Genomic DNA, 19,041 nt, shown 5'->3' with positions numbered 1-19,041 from the left:
AAAACATCCAAAACGCCCTCGTCCGGCGAGCCGCAACCATTTCCGTTCCGCCTCGTAATGACAATATCCAATAGGGTAGTATATGGCAATCTATTGAGCGGTATCGAAAACTTTTTTGGGCAGGAGCAGCTTCGCCTTGTCGGACCAACAACCCACCCGTAAGCTCATTGATAGATTTGTTCTATCAATCATTATATATCGTTATATCAATATATTATGACCGATTTTCTGGGCTCGGACGGAGCCCTGCCCAGATGGATGACACGACTACCCGAGAGAACTGTGGCGCCATGGCTCATCGGGCATCCGTAGACTTTTCCTCCCAAATTCCGATCCCCTCCGCAGCCGCTTCGGCGGCCGCCCGCGCGACCGAGGCGCCGTCGAGCGTCAGATCGGGGCCGATCTCCGCCAGCGGCTTCAGCACGAAAGCTCTCGAAAACAGCTCCTTATGCGGCAGAGTGAGCTCGGGATCGTCCATTGTGTGATCGCCGAGAAAGAGGATGTCGACGTCGATCAGCCGCGGTCCCCAGCGGCGCGTCGGCGTGCGGCCCATATCGGCTTCTATCGTCTTCACCGCGGCGAGCAGCTCATAGGGCGACAAACGGGTCCAGCCGAGCGCGCAAGCATTGGCGAAATCGCCCTGATCGACATCGCCCCAGGGCGGCGTCCGATAGAGGCGCGACACGGCGTCGAGGCGCGCGATCCCGCGTTCCTCCACCAGAGCGACCGCGCGGCGAATATTGGCGGGCTTGTCCCCGAGATTGCTGCCGAATCCAAAGCCGACCCGCGTTTCTGCCGTCGTCATATGCGTGCTTTTCCCTGTGTCAGAGTGTCGAGCACGGCGAATGCCGCCCTGTGCTCGGCGGCGTCATGGACGCGGAAAATCCGCGCGCCTTCCAGCGCCGCGATCAGATTGGCCGCCACTGTGGCGATGAGGCGCGCATCCACCTCGGCGCCGAGCAGAGCGCCGAACAAGCGCTTTCGCGACACGCCGATGAGCACGGGCAGCCCGAATCGCATGAGCTGCGGAACGCCGCGCAGCACCGCGAAATCCTGCTCGCGCGTCTTGCCGAAGCCGACGCCCGGATCGAGAATCACGCGCGATTCCGGCACGCCGGCGGCGGCGGCGATCTCCAGCGAGCGCTCGAAAAAGGACAGCATGTCGGAGACGATGTCGATATCCGGCGCGACCTCCGCGCGATTGTGCATGACGACGACGCCGGCGCCGGCCTCGGCGATCGCCGGAGCCATATCGGGATCGCGCTGCAAGCCCCAGATATCATTGATGATTGCCACGCCGGCGGCGAGCGCCCGGCGCGCCGTCTGCGCCTTATAGGTGTCGATGGAGACCGGAACGCCGCATTGCGCGACGAGCGTCTCGAGCAGCGGCGCGAGACGGCTCCACTCCTCTTCGGCGGTGAGCGGCGTATGACCGGGGCGGGTCGATTCGGCGCCGACATCGACAATGTCCGCGCCATCGGCGGCGAGCTTTTGCGCCTGCGCCAGCGCGGCCTCGGGCGCGAAGAAGCGGCCGCCGTCAGAAAAGGAATCGGGCGTCACATTGACGATGCCCATGATGACCGGCCGCGCCGCGACGAGCGAAAAGAATCGCTCGCGCGACGATTCAATCGTCGTCGTCACTCTCGTCTCCAGGGAATGAGCCTGTCAGTCGTATTTGATATAGGCGAACCGCTGGTCGGTCTCGGGCGTTCCCTCGAGCGCGCCGCCCTCCTTGCCGGGACGCCAGGACACGACGTCCTCGATCTTGCGCGCCAGCTCGAAATCCTTGTCGGTCACGCCCTTGGCCGTATGGGTCATCAGCTTCACCTCGACCCAGGCGTAGGAGGCGGCGATGTCGGGATGGTGCCAGGCGGCCTCGGCGAGATGGCCGACCGTGTTGACGACCATCAGCGTGCCCTTCCAGCCGTGAGTCTTGAACTTACGGCGAATCCAGCCGTTCTCGAGCCGCCAGTGCGGAAGCTCGGCGGCGAGGCGAGCGGTTATCTCTTCTGGCGAATATGCGCGCTCCTCGGCGGCCATGGCGTCCCCCTCTCTCGCTCGTTCACGCTCTCACGTCCGCGTGGACGAGCTCTCCTTCACTGCACGAGCTCTTGCCTTCGCACGCGCGGCGCCTTACTCGGCCTAGTCGAATGCGCGCGAGCCCCCTCGACGACGGCGTGAAACCGCGCCGGGAGGCGAGATATAGCGGATATTCCGCGCAAAGTCCGAAAATGAGGCTCCATGCCGATCAGCGTGAGCGTTGTCGCCGCGGCGAGACTGCATCTTGGCTTCCTGGACATGAATGGCGCGCTCGGCCGCAAATTCGGCGGGCTCGGCCTCTCCATTGACGCGCCGGCGACGCGACTGACGCTGCAGCCTGCTGAAAATATGGAGGCTTCCGGCCCCGATGCGGAGCGGGCGCTCGCACTGCTCGAGAAGGCGACCGCCGCTCTCGCGCCCGGCAAGCGCTATCGGCTCGATATTGGCGAGGCGATCCCTCCCCATTCCGGCCTGGGCTCGGGAACGCAGCTGGCGCTGGCCATAGCCGCCGCGCTGCGCCGCATAGAGGATCTGCCGCAGAATGTGGAGGCGGATGCGGCTCTGCTGCAACGCGGCGCGCGCTCGGGCCTCGGCGCCGGCCTGTTCACGCGCGGGGGGCTGGTGGTGGATGGCGGCCGCGGCGCCGACACGATGACTCCGCCGGTGGTCTCTCGTCTCGCCTTCCCGCAGGACTGGCGCATTCTGCTCGTCTCGGACCCGGCCTCGATCGGCCTGCACGGCGCCGAGGAGCGCAAGGCCTTCGCCGAGCTGCCGCCTTTCTCCGAGGAGGATGCGGGACGATTGTGCCGGCTGGTGCTGATGCAGGCTCTGCCGGCGGCGGCGGAGGGGAATTTTTCGGCCTTCGGCGCGGCGATCACCGCCATTCAGGCGATCGTCGGCGATTATTTCGCGCCGGCGCAGGGCGGCCGGCGCTTCACCAGCGCGGCGGTCGAAGCTCTGCTCGCGCGGCTGGCGCAGGCGGGCGCCACGGGCCTCGGCCAGACCTCCTGGGGGCCGACCGGCTTCGCCTTCGCGCCCGATGAGGCGGAGGCGCGCCGCCTCGAGGCTTTGGCGCGCGGCGCGGCGGAGGCCAGCGGATTGACGCTGGCCGTCGTCGCAGGGGCGGATCGCGGCGCGCGCATAGACGCTGTCTATGCGAAGATCGCCTGACGCTCACGAGCGGCCGAGAACCAGCTCCAGCAGCCCTTTCATATCCGGCGTGACCTTATCCGGCGCGACGCCGAGCTTTTCCGCCGGCAGGCCGAAACGGTTGACCCAAATCGTCGGATAGCCGAAGGCCTTGGCGCCATAGGCGTCCCAGCTGCCGAAAGCGGCGAAGAGAATCTCCTCCTTGGCGAGATGCAGCCGCTCCATTCCGAGCGCATAGGCCCTGGGATCGGGCTTGTAGGTCGCATTGACCTCCGTGCTCAGCAATTCCTCGAAATAGCCCGTGAGGCCGGCGCGCTCCGCATTGGCCGACAGCATTTTTCCGCTGAAATTCGCGATTGTGACGACGCGCACGCCGGCGGCCTTCAGCCGGCGCAAAGCGTCCAGCGTGTCCGGCCAGGGGGTGAGCGTCAGATAGGCGTTCATGAGGCGCTCGCGTGTCGCCGGGGGCAGATCGAGCTTCATCGCCTGCGCCGCATAGGCGAGCGCATCGCCCGTCACCTCGAAAAAATCCGCATGGCGGCCGGTGATCGAGCGCAGAAAGCAATATTCGAACTGCTTGGCGCGCCAGAGCTTGGTGAATTCCGCGCCCTTGCCCGGATAGGCCGCCTCGACCGCCGGGATCACCGAATTGGCGTCGAAGAGGACGAAATAGTCGAAGGCGACCGCCTTGTAGCGCGGCGTCGTCTCGGCGCGAGCGAGCTCCGCGAAGGCGAGGCAGAACAGCGAAAGCAGGAGGAATCTGAACAATTTCATGAAGCGTTCTCCACCGCGCCGAACTCCTGCGGCGCATGAGGGACATTCGTGATGGAACTGTCTCGCATTTCTTCCGGCGCCAAAAAATCGCGGGCGCCCTGCCGAAGCGCGAGATCCGCCCGGGCCGGCGCATCGCCTGGAGCGCAGAGAGGATCGAAGCCGTCATCGCACGGACAAGAAATATCGGGTAGAAAGCCGTACGCCGAGCGCGCGGCCGGGCGGCCCCGGGACTGCGCGCGATCGAAAATGACGGCCGCCGGGATCAGCCCATATGAAGAAGACCGCCGCGTTCCTTTCGGTTCTCGCTCTGCTCTGCGCGCCCGCAGCCGCGCGCGAGGGCTTTGTGACGCCGGAGCAGAGCCATCCGCTCGAGATTCTCGCGACCCCGCCCGCTCCGCATTCGCCGACGAGCGACGCCGAGCTCGCCGAGCTGCATCGCATCGAGGCTGCGCGCACGGCGGAGCAGGCCGCGCGCGCCAAGGCCGACGACGAAAATCAGACGATCTTCCTCTATCGCACCGTCTTCGGCGAGAAATTTGCCAAGGAGAATTTGCCGGCTGTCGAGGCTCTCGGCGCCCGGCTGAAGGCCGACGAATCCGCCAATACCGGCGCCGCCAAGGACGCCTTCCACCGCATCCGGCCCTACAATGTCGACAAGACGCTGCATCCCGTCTGCAAGACCAAGGCGAAGGACGATTCCTATCCGAGCGGCCATTCGACGGTCGGCTATCTCATGGGCCTCGCGCTGATCGACATCATCCCCGAGCGTCGCGATGAAATTCTCGCGCGGGCCGACGACTACGCCCATAATCGGCTCGTCTGCGGCGTGCATTTCCCGAGCGATGTCGCCGCGGCGCGTCTCGTCGCCTATGCGGTGCATGCGATCATGGAGCTCGATCCCGCCTATCGCAAGGACATAGACGCCGCGCGGGCGGAGCTGCGCAGCGCGCTGGGTCTCGCCAGCGCCAATTGACCGCGCGAATAAAAAGCGGACGCGAAGCTCTGCGCTCCGCGTCCCCGCAATCTCAGTAATTGTAATAGGCGACGCAGACGCGATTGCCGTAATAATCCCAGCCCCAGCGGGCGCATTGCTGCGGCGGGGCGGTCGCCGCGCCCACCACGGCGCCGGTCGCCGCGCCAATCGCGGCGCCCGCCAGCGTGCCGCCCGCGCGGCCGCCCGAAGCGGCGGCGCCGATGGCCGCTCCGCCCGCGCCGCCGATGAGGGCGCCGCCCGCGGCGCGCTCGCCGGGCGAGTTGCAGCCTGCGAGCGACGCGGCAATGGCCAGCGCCGCCGCCGTCACGAAAATCTTCTTCATGGAGTATCCTTCCCCCGTGTGAGCCCATGCGAGGCGCCCGGCCAGCGGCGATTTCGTCTCACGACGCAATATCGAAGCGGCCGAGCCCGAGACAACTTTCGGAAACCGGCGAAAAGATGACCTCGACCAAGGCAACGCCCTATAAATCCCACGCTTTCGACCCGAATGAAAGAGCAGAGCGTCTCTCTGCGGTCGCTGTGGGCATTCTCGCGCTCGCAGCGCTGTCCTTCGCCACCCCCGCGCGGGCGGAGGACTCCTACCAATGGCTGCAGGCGAGCGCCGACGGCTGGCAGGCGCGCGCCATCACGCAGAGCGACGCCTGCCCCGCGGCCGAGATCGACGGTCACGCCGTCGCCATGGCGCCGCGCGCGCGGCCGGCAGCCGATTTCCCGATCACTGTCTGCGCGGTCGCGGTTCCCAAAGGAACGCGGAGCGTCACGGTCGCGGGCGCGCCGCTTCGGCCGCCGCCCACGCGAATCGAAAAGGCGGTCGTCCTCGGCGATACGGGGTGCCGCCTCAAGGGCATATTCGTCCAGGATTGCAATTCCAGCGAGGCCTGGCCCTTTCGCCGAATCGCCGAGACCGCCGCGAAATTCGCGCCGGACATTGTCATCCATGTCGGCGATTATCATTATCGCGAGACGGCGTGCCTCCCCGGCATGGCGGGCTGCGCCGGCTCGCCGCATGGCGACAATTGGGAGGCGTGGAAGGCGGATTTCTTCGCGCCCGGGGACCCTCTGCTGCGCGCCGCCCCCTTGGCGCTCGTGCGCGGCAATCACGAGATCTGCAAGCGGGCCGGCCAGGGTTGGACGCGCGCGCTCTCGCCCTCGCCATTGGGCGACACTCCGCAATGCGTCGAGCGCGAGCAGGCCTATCGCGTCGATATCGCCGATCCGACACTCTATGTTCTCGACACGACCGAAGCCGAAGAACGCACTGTGGACACAGAGCTGCTGCCTTTCTTGCGCAGCCAACTCGCTGTCGCGAAGGATGCGCCCGGCCCGGTCTGGTACGCATTCCACAAGCCGATTTTCTCGCTGTTTCGGTCGCGAATCGGCGAGACGATCGGCATCAATGAAACGCTGGCCGCCGCCGCTCGCGACACTATTCCGGCGAGCGTGCAGGCGATCCTATCGGGCCATCTCCACGCCTTCGAGGCTCTGAGCTTTCGGGAGGATCGGCCGGCGCAATTCATTATCGGCGTCGGCGGCACCGCCATGGACCCGCGCATACCGGCCAATTTCGACGGCGCGACGATCGGCGAGGCGACGGTCGCGCTTGGCCGCGGCGTCGCCGCCACTTTCGGCTTCGCGACATTCGAGCGCGCCGACGGCGAATGGATCGTCACCGATTATGACGCGGAGGCGCAACCGCGCCTGCGCTGCCATTTACGCGGACGCCAGCTCGATTGCGAATGACGAAATCCGCGCCTTCCGCTGAGCGGCTCGACCGCGAAGCGGAAGGCGCTGGGATAGGATCAGCGCTTCAACGCCTGCTCGATCGCGGCGCTGACGGCGTCGACCGGCTCCATGCCGTCGACCTGCTTCAGCTCGCCCTTGCCGGAGTAATAGTCGGACACCGGCGCGGTTTGCGTGCGATAGGCGTCGAGCCTGGTCTTGAAGGCCGCAGGATTGTCGTCGGCGCGCACCTCGCCGCCGCGGGCGCGGGTCTCGTCGACCCGGTTCTGCATGCGGGCGAGCAGCGCATTCTCGTCGACGCTGAGCTCTATGACCGCATCGAGCTTCAGCCCTTCGTGGTCGAGCAGCCGGTCGAGCGCCTCCGCCTGTGCCACCGTGCGCGGGAAACCATCGAGAATGAAGCCATTGGCGGCGTCTTTCTCCTTGATCCGCTGGCCGATGATGCCGACGACGACGGCGTCGGGCACCAGCGCGCCGCGATCCATGATCTCCTTCGCCTCGAGGCCGATCGGCGTCCTCGCCTCGACAGCGGCGCGCAGCATGTCGCCGGTCGAGAGCTGAGGGATCGCATATTTCGCCACGAGCCGAGCCGATTGCGTGCCCTTGCCCGCGCCCGGCGGTCCGAGCAGAACCAGCCTCATTTGCGTCGCCCGCGCAGTTTGGTCTTGCGGATCAGGCCCTCATATTGATGAGCCTGGAGATGGCCGTGAACCTGCGCCACCGTGTCCATCGTCACGCTCACGACGATGAGCAGCGAGGTGCCGCCGAAATAGAACGGCAGATTGGCGTAGGAGATCAGCATTTCCGGCAACAAGCAGATCACCGCGAGATAGCCGGCGCCGAGAACGGTGATGCGCATCAGCACATCGTCGATGTATTTCGCTGTCCGCTCGCCCGGGCGAATGCCCGGGATGAAGCCGCCATGCTTCTTCAGATTGTCGGCCGTCTCCGTCGGATTGAAAACGATGGCAGTGTAGAAGAAGGCGAAGAACACGATCAGCCCGACATAGGACAACATATACAGCGGCCGTCCGTGCCCGAAATAGGCGGAGATGGTCGCGAAAATATTGTCCGTGCCCTGCGTCTGCGAGAAATTCGCGATCGTCGTCGGCAGCAGCAGCAGCGAGGAGGCGAAGATCGGCGGAATGACGCCGGAGGTGTTGAGCTTCAGCGGCAGGAAGGAGGTCTGACCCTCATAGACCCGATTGCCGTGCTGCCGCTTGGGATAGGTGATCAGCAATCGGCGCTGCGCGCGCTCCATATAGACGATGAAGGCGATGACGAAGAAGGACATCGCCATCACACCGAGGATGACGCCCGTCGAGATCGCGCCCTGCTTGCCGAGCTCCAGCGTGCTGAGAATGGCGGCCGGAAAGGCTGCGACAATGCCCGCGAAAATGATGAGCGACGAGCCATTGCCAATGCCGCGCGAGGTGATCTGCTCGCCGAGCCACATCAGGAACATGGTGCCGCCGACCAGAGTGCAGACGGTCGTGAGGCGGAAGAACAGGCCCGGCTCGGTGACGACGCCCTGCTGCCCCTCGAGGCCGATCGCCATGCCATAGGCCTGGAAGGTCGCGAGAATCACCGTGAGATAGCGCGTGTATTGATTGAGGACCTTGCGGCCCTGCTCGCCCTCCTTCTTCACCTGCTCGAGCGACGGAATCACCGTCGTCAGCAGCTGAATGATGATGGAGGCGGAAATATAGGGCATGATGTTGAGCGCGAAGATCGCGCTGCGCTGCACCGCGCCGCCGGCGAACATGTTGAACAGCTCGAGCACGCCCTTCGACTGGCCGAAGAAGCTCTTGGCGAAGGCCTCCGGGTCGATGCCCGGCAGCGGCACATAAGTGCCGAGACGATAGACGATCAGCGCCCCGAGCGTGAACCAGATGCGTTTCTTGAGCTCATCCGCTTTGCCGAAAGCGGAAAAATTGACGTTGGCCGCAAGCTGTTCGGCTGCCGATGCCATGGGCGAGGCTCCCTCGTCGCGCGCCGCGCGGTTTCTTTTAGACGAGCGTCGAAGCGACGCAGCGCTGCCCGCCGCGACGCCGCGCTCTGTTTTCGGCCCCGCCCATTCGAGGGGCAAGACCCGGCGCATGTCTATCGCACGATGTCGGCGAAAAAAAAGTCTAGCCTCTTCTCGCCGGCTCGCACAGGCGACTCCGTATCACGACGGATGGGCGGATCGCCAGTTTTTTGGTCGATACGATTAACCTCGAGGCGGCGAAAAATGCGCCACCTCGAGCTTGCGCCCGGCCTACGCGTCGCGGGCCGGGCGGAGGCTTCAGGCCGAAGCGGGCTCTTCCGTCGCGACCAGCAGCTTGATCGTGCCGCCAGCGGCCTCGATCGCGGCGACCGCCGATTTCGACGCGGCGGCGACCTCGAAGGCGAGCTTCGCCTCGAGCTTGCCATTGCCGAGGATCTTCACGCCGTCGCGCGGCTTGGAGACCACGCCGGCGGCGATCAGCGCCTCTATGGTCACCGGAGCGGCGGCGTCCAGCTTGCCCGCCTCGAGCGCCTGCTGAATGCGGCCGAGATTGACTTCATTATAGTCGGTCGAGAAAGGATTGTAGAAGCCGCGCTTGGGAAGGCGACGATGCAGCGGCATCTGGCCGCCTTCGAAGCCTTTCACAGCGACGCCGGTGCGGGCCTTCTGACCCTTGACGCCGCGCCCTGCGGTCTTGCCCTTGCCGGAGCCGATGCCGCGGCCGACGCGCATGCGATTCTTGCTGGAGCCGGGATTGTCGGAGAGATCGTTGAGCTTCACCATTGTCCCGCCCCTCACTTCTCGTCGACGATTTTGACGAGATGCGCGACTTTCGCGATCATCCCGCGCACAGCGGGCGTGTCCTCGAGCGTGCGACGCTTGCCGATGCGCGTGAGGCCGAGACCGGTCAGCGTTCTGTGCTGACGCTCGGGACGGCCGATGGCGCTGCCGGTCTGCTCGACGGTGATTTTCTTATCGCTCATCGCAAGCCCTCCCCTCAAGCGTCGACGGCTTCGGCTTCGGCGCCCTGACGGCGCGCCTGCAGCGCGGAGACCTTGAGAGAACGACGAGCGGCGACCGAACGCGGCGAATCCTCGCGTTCGAGCGCGTCGAACGTCGCGCGAATCATGTTGTAGGGGTTCGAGGAGCCCTGGCTCTTGGCCACGACGTCGTGAACGCCCAGCGTCTCGAACACGGCGCGCATCGGGCCGCCGGCGATGATGCCGGTGCCGGGAGGCGCAGCGCGCAGAACGACGCGGCCCGCGCCATGGCGGCCGTTGACGTCATGATGCAGCGTGCGGCCTTCGCGCAGCGGCACGCGGATCAGCGCGCGCTTGGCGGCTTCCGTCGCCTTGCGGATCGCCTCCGGCACTTCGCGCGCCTTGCCGTGGCCATAGCCGACGCGGCCTTTCTGATCGCCGACGACGACGAGCGCGGCGAAGCCGAAACGCCGCCCGCCCTTCACCACTTTGGCGACGCGATTGATGTGGACGAGGCGATCCACGAACTCATTGTCGCGGTCGTCCCGATCCCGGTCGCGGCCGCGGCCGCCTTCTGGTTCACGAGCCATTTTCTCTTCCGTCACTTACGCGGCAATAGCGCCGCTCGCTTGGGGTTCGTTCCTCTCCCGCATACAGGAGAGGGGCCTCGCGACGCAAGGTCGGCGACGGCCTTTCGGCCATCGCCCCGCCAAGCCCCGCCAGCCCGAATTCGCCGCGCCGCCGCGCGACATCTTCTCCCACGAATGGAAGAAGCGCGTCAGAACTTCAGGCCGCCCTCACGAGCGCCCTCGGCCAGCGCCTGCACGCGGCCGTGATAGATATAGGCGCCGCGATCGAACACCACTTCCGTGATGCCCTTGGCCGCCGCGCGCTCGGCGATCTGCTTGCCGACGAGATGCGCCGCTTCCTTGTTGGCGCCCGTCTTCAGCGTCTCGCGATTGGCCTTTTCGAGCGTCGAGGCGGAGACGATGGTCACGCCCTTCTCGTCGTCGATGATCTGCGCATAGATCTGCTCCGAGGAGCGGAACACCGACAGACGCGGGCGGCCATAGGCGCGCGCGCGAATGCTCCGACGGACCCGGGCCTTGCGCCGGGCGGCTGCATTTACGTCCTTTGCCATGGCTCGCGTCCTTACTTCTTCTTGCCTTCCTTGCGGAAGATGAATTCGCCGGCGTATTTCACGCCCTTGCCTTTATAGGGCTCCGGGCCACGCAACGCACGGATCTCGGCGGCGACCTGACCGACCTGACGCTTGTCCACGCCGGAGATGGTGATCTCCGTGGGCTTGGGCGTCACGATCGCAATGCCGGCCGGGATCGGATAGTTCACGTCATGCGAATAGCCGAGCGCGAGCTGCAGATTCTTGCCGGCGACCGCGGCGCGATAACCGACGCCGTTGATCTCGAGCTTCTTCTCGAAGCCGGCGGTGACGCCGACCACGAGATTGTTCACCTGGGCGCGCGACGTGCCCCACAGCGCGCGGGCGCGCTTGCTGTTGGAGCGCGGGTCGACCTTGATCGAATTGCCGTCCTGAGTCACCGCGACATCGTCGGGAACCCGGAACTGCAGCTCGCCCTTCGCGCCCTTCACCTGAACGAGCTGGCCGTCGACCTTCGCGGTCACGCCGGCCGGCACGATGACGGGCTTCTTGCCGATACGAGACATGGTTGAAGTCCTATCCCAATTCCTGCGAGCTTCGGTCAGAAGACCTTGGCAAGCACCTCGCCGCCGACATTGTTCTCGCGGGCCTTGTGATCGGCCATGACGCCCTTGGGCGTCGACACGATGGTGATGCCGAGGCCATTGGCCACGCGCGGCGTCTTGTCGACGCCCGCATAGACCCGGCGGCCTGGACGCGAGACGCGCTCGATCGTCTTGATGACCGGCTCGCCGTCGAAATATTTCAGCTCGATCTCGAACTCGGTGCGGCCATTGCCGAAATCCGTGGTCGTGTAGCCGCGGATGTAGCCTTCTTCCTTCAGCACGTCGAGAACATGGCCGCGCAGGCGTGAGCCCGGCGTCTGGACCTTGTCCTTGCGGCGCATCTGCGCATTGCGGATACGGGTGAGCAGATCGCCCAACGGATCGCTGATCGACATTCGCTCTCTCCCTTACCAGCTGGACTTCACGAGACCGGGAATGAGGCCGCGCGAGCCGAGCTCACGCAGCGCCACGCGCGACAGCTTCAGCTTGCGGTAGAAAGCGCGCGGACGTCCCGAAACCTCGCAGCGATTGCGAATGCGAATCGCCGCGGAATTGCGCGGCAGCTCGGCGAGCTTGAGGCGCGCCTCGAACCGCTCCTCGGCGGTCAGCGCCTCGTCATTCGCCTTCGCCTTCAGCCGCTCGCGGCGGCCCGCATAGGCCTTGGCGAGCTTCGCCCTGCGCTTGTTGTTCTCGATCGAACTCTTCTTGGCCATTTTCTATGCCTTCGGTTTCCGCGTTTGAGACTTATCGTCTCACTGCCGGAACGGGAAATTGAACGCACGCAGGAGCGCGCGCGCCTCATCGTCCGTCTTCGCCGTCGTCACGACGATGACGTCCATGCCGAGGATCGACTCGGCCTTGTCGTAGTCGATCTCGGGAAACACGATATGCTCCTTGATGCCGAGGGCGTAGGAGCCGCGTCCGTCGAAGGACTTGGGATTGAGGCCGCGGAAATCGCGAACGCGCGGCAGCGCGATCGTGATCAAACGGTCCAGAAACTCGTACATGCGCGTCTTGCGCAGCGTGACCTTGGCGCCGATCGGCATGTTCTCGCGCACCTTGAAGGTCGAGATCGCCTTGCGGGCGCGCGTCACCACCGGCTTCTGGCCCGCGATCAGCGCGAGGTCGCCGGCCGCGGCCGTCACCTTCTTGCTGTCGTTGACCGCCTCGCCGACGCCCATATTCAGCACGATCTTCTCGATCGCCGGCACCTCGAAAGCGTTCTTATAGCCGAACTCTTCCATGAGCTTGGCGCGAACGACTTCGTCATAGTGCTTCTTCAGCCGCACCTCATAGGCGCCCTCGGGAAGCGATTTCGGGCCGGCCGAACGGCGCTCGCCATCATCATGCGAAGAAGAAGAAGGCGCGGATTTCGCCTTGCCGGCCTTCTTGGCCTCGCCTTCCGCCTTCGGAGCCTTGGCGGCTTTCGGCTTCTTTTCCTCAGCCATCGATCTGTTCTCCCGAACGCTTGGCGATGCGGACCTTGCGGCCGTCATCGAGAGTCTTGAAACCGACGCGCGTCGGCTTGCCGTCCTTGGGATCGGCGATCGCGATGTTGGACAGGTCGAGCGCCGCCGCCTTGGTGACGATCCCCGCCTCCTGCTGGCGCGTCTGGCGCTGATGGCGCTTGACGAGATTGACGCCCTCGACCACGGCGCGCCCTTCCGTTGGCAGCACCTGAATCACCTGACCCGTGCGGCCCTTGTCGCGACCGGCGAGAACGACGACCTTGTCGCCTTTCTTGATTTTCGCGGCCATTACAGCACCTCCGGCGCGAGCGAAATGATCTTCATATGGTTCTTGGCGCGCAGCTCGCGCGGCACGGGTCCGAAGATGCGCGTGCCGATCGGCTCCTTCTGATTGTTGATCAGAACCGCCGCATTGGAATCGAAGCGGATCACCGAACCATCGGCCCGCTTGATGTCCTTGGCCGTGCGCACCACGACCGCCTTGAGCACGTCGCCCTTCTTCACGCGACCGCGCGGAATCGCCTCTTTGATCGAGACGACGATAATGTCGCCGACGCCGGCGTATTTGCGCTTGGAGCCGCCCAGCACCTTGATGCACATGACGCGGCGGGCGCCAGAATTATCGGCGACATCGAGATTTGTCTGCATCTGTATCATGGCTTATCCCGCCTTTCGTCTCGGTCTGGTTTCGGTCCCCCGACTTCGTCCGAGAAAACCATCTCACTCGTCTCGTCTTTTTGAAGGCCTCTTCAGGCCTTGTCGGCGGCTTCCACCACTCGCCAGCGCTTCAGCCGCGAGATCGGAGCCGTCTCCTCGATCGTGACCTCGTCGCCGACCTTGAAAGTCTGCGCTTCGTCATGCGCATGATAATTTTTCGTGCGACGAACGGTCTTCTTGAACAGCGGATGGGTGAAGCGGCGCTCCACCTTCACCACCACGGTCTTGTTCTGCTTGTCGCTGACGACGACGCCCTGGAGAATTCGCTTCGGCATTGGCGCTCTCTCAACTCTGTTGTTCAGCGCGCTTTTGCGCGGCGATGGATTTGGCCCGGGCGATATCGCGACGAACGACGCGCACGCGCGCCGTGTTCTCGAGCTGGCCGGTCGCCCGCTGGAAGCGCAGATTGAACTGCTCCTTCTTCAGCTTCAGCACTTCCTCGTCCAGCTGGTCGAAGGAGAGGGCGCGGAGGTCGGAGACGCGTTGCTTGTTCGTGCTCATGGTCGCAATCCTCACTCGGCGATGCGTTCGATGAAGCGCGTCTTGATCGGCAGCTTCGCGGCGGCGAGCGTCAGAGCCTCACGCGCGAGCTCGCCGGACACGCCGTCGACCTCGAACATGATGCGGCCCGGCGCCACGCGCACGGCCCAGAGCTCCGGCGCGCCCTTGCCCTTACCCATGCGCACTTCGGTCGGCTTCTTGGAAACCGGCACGTCGGGGAAGATGCGGATCCACACGCGTCCGGCGCGCTTCATATGGCGCGTCATGGCGCGGCGAGCCGCCTCGATCTGGCGCGCGGTGATGCGCTCCGGCTCGAGAGCCTTGAGGCCGAACTGCCCGAAATTCAACGAAAAGCCGCCCTTGGCGTTTCCGTGAATGCGGCCTTTGAAGGCCTTGCGGAACCTGGTGCGTTTGGGTTGCAACATGATGTCGAACTCTCGAAATTAGGCCGCGTCGCGCGGCTCGCGCGGCTCGCGACGGCGACGCTCGCCATGATGTTCGCGCTCACCGCCGCCGGCGGCCTGCTCGGCCAGACGCTTGTCCTGCGCCATCGGATCATGCTCGAGGATCTCGCCCTTGAAGATCCAGACCTTGATGCCGCAAGCGCCATAAGCGGTATGAGCGGTAGCGACGCCATAGTCGACGTCGGCGCGCAGCGTATGCAGCGGCACGCGGCCCTCGCGATACCATTCCAGACGCGCGATCTCCGCGCCGCCGAGACGGCCCGAGCAATTGATGCGGATGCCCTGCGCCCCGAGCCGGATCGCCGATTGCACGGCGCGCTTCATGGCGCGACGGAAGGCGACGCGGCGCTCGAGCTGCTGAGCGATCGAATCGGCGACCAGAGCGGCCTCGACCTCGGGCTTGCGCACCTCGACGATATTGATCACGACCTCGCTGCCGGTCAGCTTGCCGACCAGCTTGCGGATCTTGTCGATATCGGCGCCCTTCTTGCCGATGACGACGCCCGGACGCGCCGAGTGAATCGTCACGCGGCACTTCTTGTGCGGACGCTCGATGATGATGCGAGACACCGCCGCCTGCTTCAAATTCTTGGCCACCGCAGCGCGAATGGCGAGATCCTCGTGCAGGAGCTTGGCGTATTCGCCCTTGCTCGCGAACCAGCGCGAGTCCCAGGTGCGGTTGACGCCGAGGCGCAGCCCGATCGGATTGACCTTCTGACCCATCGTTGGCTCCCTTTAGGCTTTCGCCGGCGTTTCGACTTCGCGGACGATGATCGTCAGATTCGCGAAGGGCTTCTCGATGCGGCTCGAGCGGCCACGGGCGCGCGCCGCGAAGCGCCGCATCACCAGCGACTTGCCGACAAAGGCTTGCGCGACGATCAGATCGTCCACGTCGAGACCGTGATTGTTCTCGGCGTTGGCGATGGCGCTCTCCAGGGTCTTCTTGACCTCGTGAGCGATGCGCTTGCGCGAGAATTCGAGATCGGCGAGAGCGCGATCGACCTTCTTGCCGCGGATGAGCTGGGCGAGAAGATTGAGCTTCTGCGGGGAGACGCGCAACGTGTTGGCGACGGCTTTCGCCTCATTGTCGGCCAGCGCGCGCGGATTGCTCGGCTTGGACATGTTCGTCAGCCCCTCTTCGACTTCTTGTCCGCCGCATGACCATGGAAGGTCCGCGTCGGAGAGAATTCGCCGAACTTGTGCCCGATCATGTCTTCGCTGACCGACACGGGCACATGCTTGTGGCCATTGTGCACGCCGAAGGTGAGACCCACGAACTGCGGCAGAATGGTGGAGCGGCGGCTCCAAATCTTGATGATGTCGCTACGTCCCGAGGCGCGGGCGGTCTCCGCCTTCTTAAGCAGATAGCCGTCGACGAACGGGCCTTTCCAGATAGAGCGAGCCATGGATCAGCCCTTCTTCTTCTTGGCGTGCCGCGAGGACACGATGAATTTCTCGGTCTTCTTGTTCGTGCGGGTCTTCTTGCCCTTGGTCGGCTTGCCCCAGGGCGTGACCGGGTGACGACCGCCGGAGGTGCGGCCTTCGCCGCCGCCGTGCGGATGGTCGACCGGGTTCATGGTGACGCCGCGGTTATGCGGACGACGGCCGAGCCAGCGCGAACGACCCGCCTTGCCGAGCGAGATGTTCATATGGTCCGGGTTCGACACCGCGCCGATGGTCGCGAAGCACTGGCCGTGCACGAGGCGCTGCTCGCCCGAGTTCAGGCGAATGATCACATAGCCCTGATCGCGGCCGACGATCTGCGCATAATTGCCCGCCGAGCGCGCGATCGCGCCGCCCTTGCCGATCTTGATCTCGACATTGTGGACGATCGTGCCCACCGGAATATTGCCGATCGGCATGGCGTTGCCGGGCTTCACATCGACCTGAGCGCCCGAGATCACCTCGTCGCCGACCGAAAGACGCTGCGGCGCGAGAATATAGGACAGCTCGTCATCCGCATAACGGATGAGCGCGATGAAGGCGGTGCGGTTGGGATCATATTCGATCCGCTCCACCTTGCCGACGACATCGAGCTTGCGGCGCTTGAAGTCGACGAGGCGATAGGCCTGCTTGTGGCCGCCGCCGCGGAAGCGCACGGTCACGCGACCATTGTTGTTGCGGCCGCCCTTGGACGTCTTGCCCTCGGTGAGGGTTTTGACGGGCTTGCCCTTGTAGAGATCGCTGCGGTCGACGATGACGAGCTGACGAAGGCTCGGCGTGACCGGCTTGAATGTCTTCAGCGCCATGGTTTTGTCCTCGAGCCTGCCTTTAGAGTCCCGTCGTCACGTCGATCTTATGGCCTTCGGCCAGCGTGACGATCGCCTTCTTCACATCCGACTGGCGGCCGCGCACGCCCTTGAAGGCGCGCAGCTTGCCCTTGCGCAGCAGCGTGTTGACGGCCTCGACCTTCACATCGAAAAGCCCCTCCACCGCCGCCTTGATCTGCGGCTTGGTGGCGGTCTTGGCGACATTGAAGACCACTTTGTTCTGCTCGGAGGCGATCGTCGCCTTCTCGGTGATGACCGGGGAGACGATCACGTCGTAGTGGCGCACATCCTTGCTCATTTCAGGCGCGCCTCCAGCGCATCGATCGCCGCGCGGGTCAGCACCAGCTTCTCCCGGCGCAGAATGTCATAGACATTGACGCCCTGGACCGGCAGCACGTCGATCCGCGGCAGATTGCGCGCGGCCAGCGCGAAATTGGCCTGCGGCTCCGCGCCATCGATGATGAGCGCGCTGGAAAGCCCGGTCTTGTCGAAACCGGCCTTGAGCAGCTTGGTCTTCGGCTCGGTGAGCGAAGCGCTCTCCCAGACGATGATGGCGCCGTCCTTGGCCTTGGCCGAGAGCGCGTGCTTCAGAGCGAGAACGCGCACCTTCTTGGGAAGGTCGTGCTCATGGCTGCGCACCACCGGACCGAAGGCGCGACCGCCGCCGATGAACTGCGGCGCGCGCCGCGATCCATGACGAGCGCCGCCCGTGCCCTTCTGCTTATGCAGCTTCTTGCCCGTGCGGGCGACGTCGGCGCGGTTCTTCACCGCATGCGTGCCGGCGCGCCGCTTGGCGAGCTGCCAGCGGATCATGCGGAAAATGAGATCCTGGCGCGGCTCGAGCCCGAAAATCTCATCCGCCAGCTCGATCGAGCCGGCATCCTGGCCGTCGTACGACGTGACGCTGATCTGCACCACGGCTCAGTCCTCCTTCTTGTCTTCTTGCGCGGCGGGAGCTTCCGCCAGACGATATTTGCCGGGCTGCGGCGCCTCGGCCGGCAGCGCCCGCTTCACCGCGTCGCGCACAAAAATCCAGCCGCCGGCATGTCCGGGCACGGAGCCTTCGACCAGCAGCAGGCCGCGCTCGACATCGGTCTGCACGACCCGCAGATTCTGCGTGGTCACGCGGTCGACGCCCATGTGCCCGGCCATTTTCTTGTTCTTGAAGGTCTTGCCGGGGTCTTGACGACCGCCGGTCGAACCATGCGAGCGATGCGAGATCGACACGCCGTGAGTGGCGCGCAGACCGCCGAAGTTCCAGCGCTTCATCGCGCCGGCGAAGCCCTTGCCGATCGTCGTGCCGGTCACGTCGACGAACTGGCCGACGACGAAATGATCGGCCGTGATTTCGGCGCCGACGGGAAGCAGCTCCGTCTCCTCGACGCGAAACTCGGCGAGCTTCAGCTTCGGCTCGACCTTGGCGACGGCGAAACGGCCGCGCTCGGCCTTGGAGACGTTCTTCACCTTGGCGTGGCCGATGCCGAGCTGCACGGCCGTGTAGCCGTTCTGCTCCTTGGTCCGATGGGCGACGACTTGGCAGCCGTCGAGCTTCAGCACCGTGACCGGCACATGCTCGCCCGCTTCGGTGAAGACGCGGGTCATTCCGACCTTTTGCGCGATGACGCCAGACCGCATGATCTCTTCCTTCGAAAGGCGCATCGCTCTCGTCGCGAGAGGCGCCCGGTTCATTTTTATTAGAGCTTGATTTCGACGTCGACGCCGGCGGCGAGATCGAGCTTCATCAGCGCGTCCACCGTTTGCGGGGTCGGATCGACGATATCGAGCACGCGCTTGTGAGTCCTGATCTCGAACTGCTCGCGCGATTTCTTGTCGATGTGCGGCGAGCGGTTCACCGTGAACTTCTCGATCTTGGTCGGCAGCGGGATCGGACCACGCACCTGAGCGCCCGTGCGCTTGGCGGTGGAGACGATCTCCTTCGTCGACGTATCGAGAATCCGGTGATCGAACGCCTTGAGGCGAATCCGGATATTCTGTCCGTTCATCAGCGTCTTCCTCTTGGACCGCGAGCCGCGGCGCGCTCTGGGCCGCGAGCCGTGAAGGCTCGCAGGCCGTTTCTACGAATGCGAGGCGCGACGCCCCGCGGTCCAAATTCCTTATTCGATGATCGAAGCGACGACGCCGGCGCCGACGGTGCGGCCGCCTTCGCGGATGGCGAAGCGCAGCTTCTCCTCCATGGCGATCGGAACGATGAGGTTCACCTCCATCGC

At 64.9% G+C, this 19,041-nt stretch carries 32 protein-coding genes; 3 read left to right on the top strand and 29 right to left on the bottom strand.

Annotation, left to right across the window (positions count from 1 at the left end; all coding sequences use genetic code 11):
• Nucleotides 1-295 precede the first annotated feature (295 nt).
• From folK to ACT53T_RS06375, 3 genes are all read right to left on the bottom strand, one after another.
• Nucleotides 296-805 carry a 2-amino-4-hydroxy-6-hydroxymethyldihydropteridine diphosphokinase gene (folK, locus tag ACT53T_RS06385; protein WP_476160562.1) on the bottom strand — a complete coding sequence of 170 codons (510 nt, stop codon included), beginning with the start codon at nt 803-805 and terminating at the stop codon, nt 296-298.
• On the bottom strand, nt 802-1,575 hold the full coding sequence (gene folP, locus ACT53T_RS06380; RefSeq protein ID WP_476160565.1) for a dihydropteroate synthase: 774 nt from the start codon (nt 1,573-1,575) through the stop codon (nt 802-804). Before folP ends, folK begins: the two co-directional genes overlap by 4 nt.
• A gap of 90 nt (nt 1,576-1,665) precedes the next feature.
• The gene (locus ACT53T_RS06375; RefSeq protein WP_026599363.1) at nt 1,666-2,040 is read right to left on the bottom strand and encodes a 4a-hydroxytetrahydrobiopterin dehydratase; all 375 of its coding nucleotides are present in this window, start codon (nt 2,038-2,040) and stop codon (nt 1,666-1,668) included.
• Nucleotides 2,041-2,241: 201 nt separating this feature from the next.
• Here ACT53T_RS06375 and ACT53T_RS06370 point away from each other — a divergent pair, with 201 nt between their 5' ends.
• The gene (locus tag ACT53T_RS06370) at nt 2,242-3,210 is read left to right on the top strand and encodes a beta-ribofuranosylaminobenzene 5'-phosphate synthase family protein (RefSeq protein WP_400769676.1); all 969 of its coding nucleotides are present in this window, start codon (nt 2,242-2,244) and stop codon (nt 3,208-3,210) included.
• A gap of 3 nt (nt 3,211-3,213) precedes the next feature.
• Here ACT53T_RS06370 and ACT53T_RS06365 read toward each other — a convergent pair whose 3' ends face one another.
• Nucleotides 3,214-3,963, bottom strand: coding sequence for a haloacid dehalogenase type II (locus ACT53T_RS06365; protein ID WP_476160561.1), 750 nt, complete (start codon nt 3,961-3,963; stop codon nt 3,214-3,216).
• 271 nt (nt 3,964-4,234) lie between these two features.
• On the opposite strand from ACT53T_RS06365, the gene ACT53T_RS06360 reads away from it, so the two are divergent.
• Nucleotides 4,235-4,936 (top strand): acid phosphatase, encoded by a 702-nt coding sequence (locus ACT53T_RS06360; protein WP_476160560.1) that lies wholly within the window; start codon nt 4,235-4,237, stop codon nt 4,934-4,936.
• A gap of 52 nt (nt 4,937-4,988) precedes the next feature.
• Here ACT53T_RS06360 and ACT53T_RS06355 read toward each other — a convergent pair whose 3' ends face one another.
• Nucleotides 4,989-5,279 carry a hypothetical protein gene (locus tag ACT53T_RS06355; protein ID WP_476160559.1) on the bottom strand — a complete coding sequence of 97 codons (291 nt, stop codon included), beginning with the start codon at nt 5,277-5,279 and terminating at the stop codon, nt 4,989-4,991.
• 116 nt (nt 5,280-5,395) lie between these two features.
• Here ACT53T_RS06355 and ACT53T_RS06350 point away from each other — a divergent pair, with 116 nt between their 5' ends.
• A complete protein-coding gene (locus ACT53T_RS06350; protein WP_476160558.1) occupies nt 5,396-6,697 on the top strand; it encodes a metallophosphoesterase family protein in 1,302 nt (433 codons plus the stop codon).
• A 59-nt stretch (nt 6,698-6,756) separates the two neighbouring features.
• On the opposite strand, the gene ACT53T_RS06345 is transcribed toward ACT53T_RS06350, so the two are convergent.
• From ACT53T_RS06345 to ACT53T_RS06230, 24 genes are all read right to left on the bottom strand, one after another.
• Nucleotides 6,757-7,338 (bottom strand): adenylate kinase, encoded by a 582-nt coding sequence (locus tag ACT53T_RS06345; protein WP_476160557.1) that lies wholly within the window; start codon nt 7,336-7,338, stop codon nt 6,757-6,759.
• Nucleotides 7,335-8,669 carry a preprotein translocase subunit SecY gene (secY, locus tag ACT53T_RS06340; protein ID WP_018266620.1) on the bottom strand — a complete coding sequence of 445 codons (1,335 nt, stop codon included), beginning with the start codon at nt 8,667-8,669 and terminating at the stop codon, nt 7,335-7,337. The genes ACT53T_RS06345 and secY overlap by 4 nt, the downstream gene beginning before the upstream one ends.
• 315 nt (nt 8,670-8,984) lie before the next feature.
• On the bottom strand, nt 8,985-9,467 hold the full coding sequence (gene rplO, locus ACT53T_RS06335; protein WP_476160564.1) for a 50S ribosomal protein L15: 483 nt from the start codon (nt 9,465-9,467) through the stop codon (nt 8,985-8,987).
• A gap of 14 nt (nt 9,468-9,481) precedes the next feature.
• Complete coding sequence (rpmD, locus tag ACT53T_RS06330; protein ID WP_018266622.1) at nt 9,482-9,670, bottom strand: 50S ribosomal protein L30; 189 nt, start codon at nt 9,668-9,670, stop codon at nt 9,482-9,484.
• Between the two features lie 14 nt (nt 9,671-9,684).
• The gene (gene rpsE / locus ACT53T_RS06325) at nt 9,685-10,257 is read right to left on the bottom strand and encodes a 30S ribosomal protein S5 (RefSeq protein WP_018266623.1); all 573 of its coding nucleotides are present in this window, start codon (nt 10,255-10,257) and stop codon (nt 9,685-9,687) included.
• Between the two features lie 188 nt (nt 10,258-10,445).
• The gene (rplR, locus tag ACT53T_RS06320; RefSeq protein WP_476160556.1) at nt 10,446-10,808 is read right to left on the bottom strand and encodes a 50S ribosomal protein L18; all 363 of its coding nucleotides are present in this window, start codon (nt 10,806-10,808) and stop codon (nt 10,446-10,448) included.
• A gap of 11 nt (nt 10,809-10,819) precedes the next feature.
• Entirely contained in the window at nt 10,820-11,353 is a 534-nt protein-coding gene (rplF, locus tag ACT53T_RS06315) for a 50S ribosomal protein L6 (RefSeq protein ID WP_024881002.1), read from the bottom strand.
• Between the two features lie 35 nt (nt 11,354-11,388).
• The gene (rpsH, locus tag ACT53T_RS06310; protein WP_018266626.1) at nt 11,389-11,787 is read right to left on the bottom strand and encodes a 30S ribosomal protein S8; all 399 of its coding nucleotides are present in this window, start codon (nt 11,785-11,787) and stop codon (nt 11,389-11,391) included.
• 12 nt (nt 11,788-11,799) lie between these two features.
• The gene (rpsN, locus tag ACT53T_RS06305) at nt 11,800-12,105 is read right to left on the bottom strand and encodes a 30S ribosomal protein S14 (protein WP_018266627.1); all 306 of its coding nucleotides are present in this window, start codon (nt 12,103-12,105) and stop codon (nt 11,800-11,802) included.
• 39 nt (nt 12,106-12,144) lie between these two features.
• Nucleotides 12,145-12,840, bottom strand: coding sequence for a 50S ribosomal protein L5 (gene rplE / locus ACT53T_RS06300; RefSeq protein WP_476160555.1), 696 nt, complete (start codon nt 12,838-12,840; stop codon nt 12,145-12,147).
• On the bottom strand, nt 12,833-13,150 hold the full coding sequence (gene rplX, locus ACT53T_RS06295; protein WP_018266629.1) for a 50S ribosomal protein L24: 318 nt from the start codon (nt 13,148-13,150) through the stop codon (nt 12,833-12,835). The genes rplE and rplX overlap by 8 nt, the downstream gene beginning before the upstream one ends.
• Nucleotides 13,150-13,518, bottom strand: coding sequence for a 50S ribosomal protein L14 (gene rplN, locus ACT53T_RS06290; RefSeq protein ID WP_018266630.1), 369 nt, complete (start codon nt 13,516-13,518; stop codon nt 13,150-13,152). Before rplN ends, rplX begins: the two co-directional genes overlap by 1 nt.
• Before the next feature lie 92 nt (nt 13,519-13,610).
• Nucleotides 13,611-13,853: a 30S ribosomal protein S17 gene (rpsQ, locus tag ACT53T_RS06285; RefSeq protein ID WP_018266631.1), complete on the bottom strand. Its 243-nt coding sequence runs from the start codon at nt 13,851-13,853 to the stop codon at nt 13,611-13,613.
• 10 nt (nt 13,854-13,863) lie between these two features.
• Complete coding sequence (gene rpmC, locus ACT53T_RS06280; protein WP_018266632.1) at nt 13,864-14,079, bottom strand: 50S ribosomal protein L29; 216 nt, start codon at nt 14,077-14,079, stop codon at nt 13,864-13,866.
• Between the two features lie 11 nt (nt 14,080-14,090).
• Nucleotides 14,091-14,504, bottom strand: a complete 414-nt coding sequence (gene rplP, locus ACT53T_RS06275; protein ID WP_018266633.1) for a 50S ribosomal protein L16 — start codon at nt 14,502-14,504, stop codon at nt 14,091-14,093.
• An 18-nt stretch (nt 14,505-14,522) separates the two neighbouring features.
• Nucleotides 14,523-15,266, bottom strand: coding sequence for a 30S ribosomal protein S3 (gene rpsC / locus ACT53T_RS06270; RefSeq protein ID WP_018266634.1), 744 nt, complete (start codon nt 15,264-15,266; stop codon nt 14,523-14,525).
• A gap of 12 nt (nt 15,267-15,278) precedes the next feature.
• The gene (gene rplV / locus ACT53T_RS06265; RefSeq protein WP_018266635.1) at nt 15,279-15,665 is read right to left on the bottom strand and encodes a 50S ribosomal protein L22; all 387 of its coding nucleotides are present in this window, start codon (nt 15,663-15,665) and stop codon (nt 15,279-15,281) included.
• A 5-nt stretch (nt 15,666-15,670) separates the two neighbouring features.
• Nucleotides 15,671-15,949, bottom strand: coding sequence for a 30S ribosomal protein S19 (gene rpsS, locus ACT53T_RS06260; protein WP_018266636.1), 279 nt, complete (start codon nt 15,947-15,949; stop codon nt 15,671-15,673).
• Between the two features lie 3 nt (nt 15,950-15,952).
• Entirely contained in the window at nt 15,953-16,792 is an 840-nt protein-coding gene (gene rplB / locus ACT53T_RS06255) for a 50S ribosomal protein L2 (protein ID WP_018266637.1), read from the bottom strand.
• A gap of 22 nt (nt 16,793-16,814) precedes the next feature.
• Nucleotides 16,815-17,111, bottom strand: coding sequence for a 50S ribosomal protein L23 (locus ACT53T_RS06250; protein ID WP_018266638.1), 297 nt, complete (start codon nt 17,109-17,111; stop codon nt 16,815-16,817).
• The gene (rplD, locus tag ACT53T_RS06245; protein ID WP_026191477.1) at nt 17,108-17,728 is read right to left on the bottom strand and encodes a 50S ribosomal protein L4; all 621 of its coding nucleotides are present in this window, start codon (nt 17,726-17,728) and stop codon (nt 17,108-17,110) included. Before rplD ends, ACT53T_RS06250 begins: the two co-directional genes overlap by 4 nt.
• Before the next feature lie 6 nt (nt 17,729-17,734).
• On the bottom strand, nt 17,735-18,448 hold the full coding sequence (gene rplC, locus ACT53T_RS06240) for a 50S ribosomal protein L3 (RefSeq protein WP_400769696.1): 714 nt from the start codon (nt 18,446-18,448) through the stop codon (nt 17,735-17,737).
• Between the two features lie 59 nt (nt 18,449-18,507).
• Nucleotides 18,508-18,816, bottom strand: coding sequence for a 30S ribosomal protein S10 (gene rpsJ, locus ACT53T_RS06235; protein WP_003613511.1), 309 nt, complete (start codon nt 18,814-18,816; stop codon nt 18,508-18,510).
• A gap of 111 nt (nt 18,817-18,927) precedes the next feature.
• A partial coding sequence (locus tag ACT53T_RS06230) for an EF-Tu C-terminal domain-related protein (protein WP_476160563.1) occupies nt 18,928-19,041 on the bottom strand: 114 nt, incomplete at its 5' end.

The sequence above is a fragment of the Methylosinus sp. DMC45 genome, from assembly GCF_056313885.1.
Note: the sequence above shows the minus strand (reverse complement) of the source record. Positions and strands in the feature narration are given on the sequence as shown.

What these genes read in the sequence shown, in the direction of transcription:
- rplF (WP_024881002.1), bottom strand. Translation starts at nt 11,353, where the DNA reads ATGTCTCGTATCGGCAAGAAGCCCGTCATCGTGCCGGCCGGCGTGACC.
- rplE (WP_476160555.1), bottom strand. Translation starts at nt 12,840, where the DNA reads ATGGCTGAGGAAAAGAAGCCGAAAGCCGCCAAGGCTCCGAAGGCGGAA.
- rpsC (WP_018266634.1), bottom strand. Translation starts at nt 15,266, where the DNA reads ATGGGTCAGAAGGTCAATCCGATCGGGCTGCGCCTCGGCGTCAACCGC.
- rpsJ (WP_003613511.1), bottom strand. Translation starts at nt 18,816, where the DNA reads ATGAACGGACAGAATATCCGGATTCGCCTCAAGGCGTTCGATCACCGG.
- rplN (WP_018266630.1), bottom strand. Translation starts at nt 13,518, where the DNA reads ATGATACAGATGCAGACAAATCTCGATGTCGCCGATAATTCTGGCGCC.
- folK (WP_476160562.1), bottom strand. Translation starts at nt 805, where the DNA reads ATGACGACGGCAGAAACGCGGGTCGGCTTTGGATTCGGCAGCAATCTC.
- ACT53T_RS06365 (WP_476160561.1), bottom strand. Translation starts at nt 3,963, where the DNA reads ATGAAATTGTTCAGATTCCTCCTGCTTTCGCTGTTCTGCCTCGCCTTC.
- rplV (WP_018266635.1), bottom strand. Translation starts at nt 15,665, where the DNA reads ATGTCCAAGCCGAGCAATCCGCGCGCGCTGGCCGACAATGAGGCGAAA.
- rpsE (WP_018266623.1), bottom strand. Translation starts at nt 10,257, where the DNA reads ATGGCTCGTGAACCAGAAGGCGGCCGCGGCCGCGACCGGGATCGGGAC.
- rpsS (WP_018266636.1), bottom strand. Translation starts at nt 15,949, where the DNA reads ATGGCTCGCTCTATCTGGAAAGGCCCGTTCGTCGACGGCTATCTGCTT.
- rpmC (WP_018266632.1), bottom strand. Translation starts at nt 14,079, where the DNA reads ATGAGCACGAACAAGCAACGCGTCTCCGACCTCCGCGCCCTCTCCTTC.
- ACT53T_RS06360 (WP_476160560.1), top strand. Translation starts at nt 4,235, where the DNA reads ATGAAGAAGACCGCCGCGTTCCTTTCGGTTCTCGCTCTGCTCTGCGCG.
- ACT53T_RS06370 (WP_400769676.1), top strand. Translation starts at nt 2,242, where the DNA reads ATGCCGATCAGCGTGAGCGTTGTCGCCGCGGCGAGACTGCATCTTGGC.
- rplR (WP_476160556.1), bottom strand. Translation starts at nt 10,808, where the DNA reads ATGGCAAAGGACGTAAATGCAGCCGCCCGGCGCAAGGCCCGGGTCCGT.
- rplX (WP_018266629.1), bottom strand. Translation starts at nt 13,150, where the DNA reads ATGGCCGCGAAAATCAAGAAAGGCGACAAGGTCGTCGTTCTCGCCGGT.
- secY (WP_018266620.1), bottom strand. Translation starts at nt 8,669, where the DNA reads ATGGCATCGGCAGCCGAACAGCTTGCGGCCAACGTCAATTTTTCCGCT.
- ACT53T_RS06250 (WP_018266638.1), bottom strand. Translation starts at nt 17,111, where the DNA reads ATGAGCAAGGATGTGCGCCACTACGACGTGATCGTCTCCCCGGTCATC.
- folP (WP_476160565.1), bottom strand. Translation starts at nt 1,575, where the DNA reads ATGGGCATCGTCAATGTGACGCCCGATTCCTTTTCTGACGGCGGCCGC.
- rpsN (WP_018266627.1), bottom strand. Translation starts at nt 12,105, where the DNA reads ATGGCCAAGAAGAGTTCGATCGAGAACAACAAGCGCAGGGCGAAGCTC.
- ACT53T_RS06375 (WP_026599363.1), bottom strand. Translation starts at nt 2,040, where the DNA reads ATGGCCGCCGAGGAGCGCGCATATTCGCCAGAAGAGATAACCGCTCGC.
- ACT53T_RS06350 (WP_476160558.1), top strand. Translation starts at nt 5,396, where the DNA reads ATGACCTCGACCAAGGCAACGCCCTATAAATCCCACGCTTTCGACCCG.
- rplP (WP_018266633.1), bottom strand. Translation starts at nt 14,504, where the DNA reads ATGTTGCAACCCAAACGCACCAGGTTCCGCAAGGCCTTCAAAGGCCGC.
- rpmD (WP_018266622.1), bottom strand. Translation starts at nt 9,670, where the DNA reads ATGAGCGATAAGAAAATCACCGTCGAGCAGACCGGCAGCGCCATCGGC.
- rpsQ (WP_018266631.1), bottom strand. Translation starts at nt 13,853, where the DNA reads ATGCCGAAGCGAATTCTCCAGGGCGTCGTCGTCAGCGACAAGCAGAAC.
- rpsH (WP_018266626.1), bottom strand. Translation starts at nt 11,787, where the DNA reads ATGTCGATCAGCGATCCGTTGGGCGATCTGCTCACCCGTATCCGCAAT.
- rplC (WP_400769696.1), bottom strand. Translation starts at nt 18,448, where the DNA reads ATGCGGTCTGGCGTCATCGCGCAAAAGGTCGGAATGACCCGCGTCTTC.
- ACT53T_RS06355 (WP_476160559.1), bottom strand. Translation starts at nt 5,279, where the DNA reads ATGAAGAAGATTTTCGTGACGGCGGCGGCGCTGGCCATTGCCGCGTCG.
- rplB (WP_018266637.1), bottom strand. Translation starts at nt 16,792, where the DNA reads ATGGCGCTGAAGACATTCAAGCCGGTCACGCCGAGCCTTCGTCAGCTC.
- ACT53T_RS06345 (WP_476160557.1), bottom strand. Translation starts at nt 7,338, where the DNA reads ATGAGGCTGGTTCTGCTCGGACCGCCGGGCGCGGGCAAGGGCACGCAA.